This is a genomic window from Variovorax sp. 01T439_2, assembly GCF_056398445.1.
In genome coordinates, this window is the sequence record NZ_JBFTPJ010000504.1 from 1 (window position 1) to 4,302 (window position 4,302).

The following is a 4,302-nucleotide window of genomic DNA, read 5'->3' on the forward strand; positions in this document are numbered from 1 at the left end:
CACCGGGATAACGCACCGGCACCAGGCCGTTGAGCCCGCGTCCGTCATGCAGCACGATCTCGGCCGGTGCCCAGAGCAGGTCGACCAGGTGCTGCGGACGGGAGAACTTGAGGCGGCGCACCGCCGGCAGCGGCAGCCACGCATAGCCCGAWGGCGTGAGGAGCTCGAGCACGGCGCCAATGCGCGCGTYGCCGTCGCAAAGCCAGGCGAACTCAATGCTTTGCACCGGCTCGCCGTCGATGGCCTGCACGGCGCGGGAGTCCGACCGGTCGACGCAGCTCAGCGTGCCCTGCAATGCGGGCGCATCCTGCCGCGCGGYCTCGCGCAGCTCGGCCGCTTCGGTGTCGCGTTCGGCCGGCAGGGCGGCGGCAGCAATCAGCGCCGCGACCCAGTCGGCCTCGCCGGCCACGACGGCCGGCGCACGGCCGCCATTCCAGAATTCGGTTCGATGCCGCTCAGCGGCCAGCGCCATCGCGCAGGTGGCACTGGCGGGAGCGAAGGAGGGATCGATCTTCGCGGCCAGCTTGAGCTGGTCTTCAGCCCGCTGCCAGTCGCCCCGCAGCGCAAGAAAGTGGCCGAGGGCAAGCCGCAGGCCGGCATTCTGTGGACTCGCGCGAATCTGCCGCTGTACCCATTCGGTGTGTTCGGCCACGGAGCGCTCGCCCAGCACTGCAAACCCATCGCCCATGAAACTTCCTCATTGACTCGCGCACGGCCCCGGGGGGCCGTCGACAACTATCTGCAGGCGACCGGCCCGCGGCATGCGCGGGCCGGTCGGGAACAAGCACGAAAAAAGGGAAATCAGGCTTCCCGGTTTTCCTTGATGTTCCAGGCCAGCACGGTTTCAGCGCCCTTGCCGCCCTTGTCGGTCTGCTCCCAGTACTGCTGCTTGACCTTGGCCGCCTGGAAGGCGAACTGCACCAGCACCGCATCGCCGCCCTGCTCGGCCGAGTACTGCACCGAGGTGACCAGCACTTCTTCCAGCGTCACGCGCGTGTATTCGATCTGCGAGCCCCCGGCCTTGCACACCGACACTTCCACCTTGCTCAGGTGCTTGCCGCTCGCGCAGTTCTTCATCACCGACGGCGCCGCCTTGTCGATGCGTGCGAGCACCTGCAGGTCGTTGAAGCTCGCCTTGCCCACACCGCCACCGCCGCCGCTGACCATGTTGCCAGGCTGCGTTGCTCCCCATGCGAACGACTTGATATCGGTCCAGTCCTTGTGGTTCGAGTCCTTGGATTCGCCGTTCGCGCCCTCGACGCGCATGAACATGTCTACTGCCATGATTAACCCCCAGAGTTATATATATGCCCGATTGCGGGACACCGTTGAACTAGCTGCTGTCCTTCTTGTTGGATGGCAGCTTCGAAACCAGCCGCAATGACACCGTCAGCCCTTCGAGCTGATAGTGCGGCCGGAGAAAAAACTTGGCGGCGTAGTAGCCGGGGTTGTCCTCGATGGCTTCCACCTGGACTTCGGCCGCCGCCAGCGGCTTCATTGCCTTCGTATCCTGGGACGACGTGCCGGGGCTGCCGTCCACGTAGTTCATGATCCAGTCGTTGAGCCAGCGCTCCATGTCCTCGCGCTCGCGGAACGAACCGATCTTGTCGCGCACGATGCACTTCAGGTAGTGCGCGAAGCGGCAGCATGCGAACAGGTAGGGCAGGCGCGCTGCCAGGTTGGCATTGGCCGTGGCATCGGCGTCGTAGTACTCGGCCGGCTGCTGCAGCGACTGCGCGCCGATGAAGGCCGCGAAGTCGGAGTTCTTGCGGTGCACCAGCGGCATGAAGCCGTTCTTGGCGAGCTCGGCCTCGCGCCGGTCGCTGATGGCGATCTCGGTGGGGCACTTCATGTCCACGCCGCCATCGTCGGTCGGGAAAGTGTGGGTGGGCAGGTTCTCGACCGCGCCGCCCGACTCCACGCCGCGGATCGACGTGCACCAGCCGAACTGCTTGAACGAGCGGTTGATGTTCACGCCCATCGCGTAGGCCGAATTGGCCCAGGTGTAGCGGTTGTGCAGGGCCGAGTCGGTTTCTTCCTCGAACTCGAACTCGTCGACCGGATTGGTGCGCGCGCCGTACGGCAGGCGCGCCAGGAAGCGCGGCATGGCCAGGCCGATGTAGCGCGCGTCTTCCGACTCGCGCAGCGACCGCCAGGCCGTGTGCTCGGTGTTCTGGAAGATCTTGGTGAGGTCGCGCGGGTTCGACAGCTCCTGCCACGAATCCATCTGCATCACGGTGGGCGATGCGCCGGCGATGAAGGGGCAGTGCGCGGCCGCGGCGATCTTGGCCATTTCGCCGAGCATCTCGACATCGGGCGGGCTGTGGTCGAAGTGGAAGTCGCCGATCAGCGCGCCGAAGGGCTCGCCGCCGAACTGGCCGTACTCGGCCTCGTAGATCTTCTTGAACAGCGGGCTCTGGTCCCATCCGATGCCCTTGTGGCGCTTGAGCGAGCGCGCCACTTCGCGCTTGGAGGCGCACATCACGCGGATCTTGAGCTGCTCGTCGGTCTCGGTGTTGTTGACCAGGTAGTGCAGGCCGCGCCATGCGCCTTCGAGCTGCTGGAAGTCTTCGTGGTGCAGGATCTGGTTGATCTGCTCGGAGAGCTTGCGGTCGATCTCGGTGATGATCGCCTGCACGGTGCGGTAGGCATCGTTCGAGATGGTGACGGTGCTTTCAAGCGCCTGCACCGCCAGCGTCTTGACGGCGCTTTGCACCGCCTCGCGCGCCTGGTCGGTCTTGGGCTTGAACTCGCGCTGCAGGAGGTCGGAGAACTCGTTGGGCTCGAGCGCTTCGATGGTGGCGGCCTGTCCGCGCGCTGTCTGTTTGGGTGCAGTGCTCATGATGGAGATCCTGTCGGCTTACTCGGCTTACTCGGAAGGGGTGGTGCCGGGGTTGCCCGACTTTTCGTTCGCGGCCTCGATCGCCTTGGCAACGGCGGGATTGGGTGCGGATGCGAGCGACTTGAGCAGCTCCGGGTTCTGCAGCGCCTGGGCGATCAGCTGCTCGGCGCCGTTCTTGCCGTCCATGTAGGACAGCAGGTTGGAAAGCTCGGTGCGCGCTTCGAGCAGATGCTGCAGCGCGCCGACCTGGCGGGCGATGCGCGCGGGCGAGAAGTCGTCCATGCTGTCGAAGGTGATGTCGACGTTCATCTGCCCTTCGCCCGTGAGGGTGTTGGGCACCTGGAAGGCCACGCGCGGCTTGATGGCCTTCATGCGGTCGTCGAAGTTGTCGATGTCCACCGCCATGAAGTCGCGCTCGGCAAGGTCGGGCATCGGGTCGACCTGCTTGCCCGCGAGATCGGCGATCACGCCCATCACGAAGGGCAGCTGGATCTTGCGCTCGCTGCCGTAGATCTCGACGTCGTACTCGATCTGCACGCGGGGTGCCCGGTTGCGCGCGATGAACTTCTGACCACTGTTTCTGACACGGTTGTCTGCCATAAAGCTTCCTCTTGAATCTCAATGCCTATTCGTATGGGTCGAGTCCCGGCGGCCTGCCCCCGGGTTCCTGCGCCGGCCGTTCACTCCGCTGCCGACCCGCCGCTCAGCGAGCGGCCGGCCAGGCTTTCGATCTTCTGCAGGCCCTCGGGAACGAGTTCTTCGATGATCTGGAAAAAGTTGAGGTCCAGCAGCCTTTGCGCTCTGCGGATGAGCATGGGGGCCGGGTGGCTGGGCTCGGTGCGTTCCATGTACTGGCACGCCTTTTCCAACAAGACCTGCACATCATCACGAGTCGATATTTCAATATCTTTAATGCTTGCCGCACGCGCACCGGAGGCGCCATTGCCCAAGGCCGCAGCGCCCTGCGCCGAAGGAGCGGCCGGCGCCGACCCATGGCTTTGCGCTGCCGCCTGCGATGCTTCGGCCGGCTCCGGCTGGGCCTGCTCGGGCAGCAGCTGCACCACGGTGCGAAGCGAGCGTTCGAGCCGGGAGAAATCGGGGGCCCAGCTCTGTCCCAGGGCCCGCTCCGAGGTCTCCCGGATGCGCCGCAGCAGCTCCAGCGCCGCATGCAATGCCACCACCGCGGGCACCGCCTTCTCCTGCGCGCGGCGCGCCACTTCCCGCAGCCGGCCGATGCCGCCCGGGTAATCGATCTGGTCGGCCTTGCTCGAGTCGAGCAGGGCCTCGACCTGCCGCAGGCTCATCGACGCGCCGGCGTCCTCGAGCAGGCGCGCATCGCGCACGCTGCGCCCGAGCCCCTCGGCTTCGGCCAATGCAGCCAGCGCATTCATGCGCGGCAGCGGGTCTTCGAAATCGCCATCGACAACGCGCGGATGCACGTCGTTCCAGAACTTTTGCAG

At 65.8% G+C, this 4,302-nt stretch carries 5 protein-coding genes; all 5 read right to left on the reverse strand.

What is annotated here, in order from left to right; genetic code table 11:
* On the reverse strand, nt 1–670 hold a 670-nt coding region (locus tag AC1DOC_RS21610; protein WP_478130456.1), incomplete at its 3' end, for a type VI secretion system accessory protein TagJ.
* Nucleotides 671–801: 131 nt separating this feature from the next.
* Complete coding sequence (locus tag AC1DOC_RS21615) at nt 802–1,284, reverse strand: Hcp family type VI secretion system effector (RefSeq protein ID WP_012745360.1); 483 nt, start codon at nt 1,282–1,284, stop codon at nt 802–804.
* 49 nt (nt 1,285–1,333) lie between these two features.
* Nucleotides 1,334–2,842 (reverse strand): type VI secretion system contractile sheath large subunit, encoded by a 1,509-nt coding sequence (gene tssC / locus AC1DOC_RS21620; RefSeq protein WP_012745359.1) that lies wholly within the window; start codon nt 2,840–2,842, stop codon nt 1,334–1,336.
* A gap of 27 nt (nt 2,843–2,869) precedes the next feature.
* Entirely contained in the window at nt 2,870–3,442 is a 573-nt protein-coding gene (gene tssB, locus AC1DOC_RS21625) for a type VI secretion system contractile sheath small subunit (RefSeq protein ID WP_145738589.1), read from the reverse strand.
* 80 nt (nt 3,443–3,522) lie between these two features.
* Nucleotides 3,523–4,302, reverse strand: a 780-nt coding sequence (locus AC1DOC_RS21630) for a type VI secretion system protein TssA (RefSeq protein ID WP_478130457.1), incomplete at its 5' end; no start/stop codon positions are given.

Bases quoted from the DNA above. Each gene is read 5' to 3' on its own strand.
- AC1DOC_RS21615 (WP_012745360.1), bottom strand. From the start codon at position 1,284: ATGGCAGTAGACATGTTCATGCGCGTCGAGGGCGCGAACGGCGAATCC.
- tssC (WP_012745359.1), bottom strand. From the start codon at position 2,842: ATGAGCACTGCACCCAAACAGACAGCGCGCGGACAGGCCGCCACCATC.
- tssB (WP_145738589.1), bottom strand. From the start codon at position 3,442: ATGGCAGACAACCGTGTCAGAAACAGTGGTCAGAAGTTCATCGCGCGC.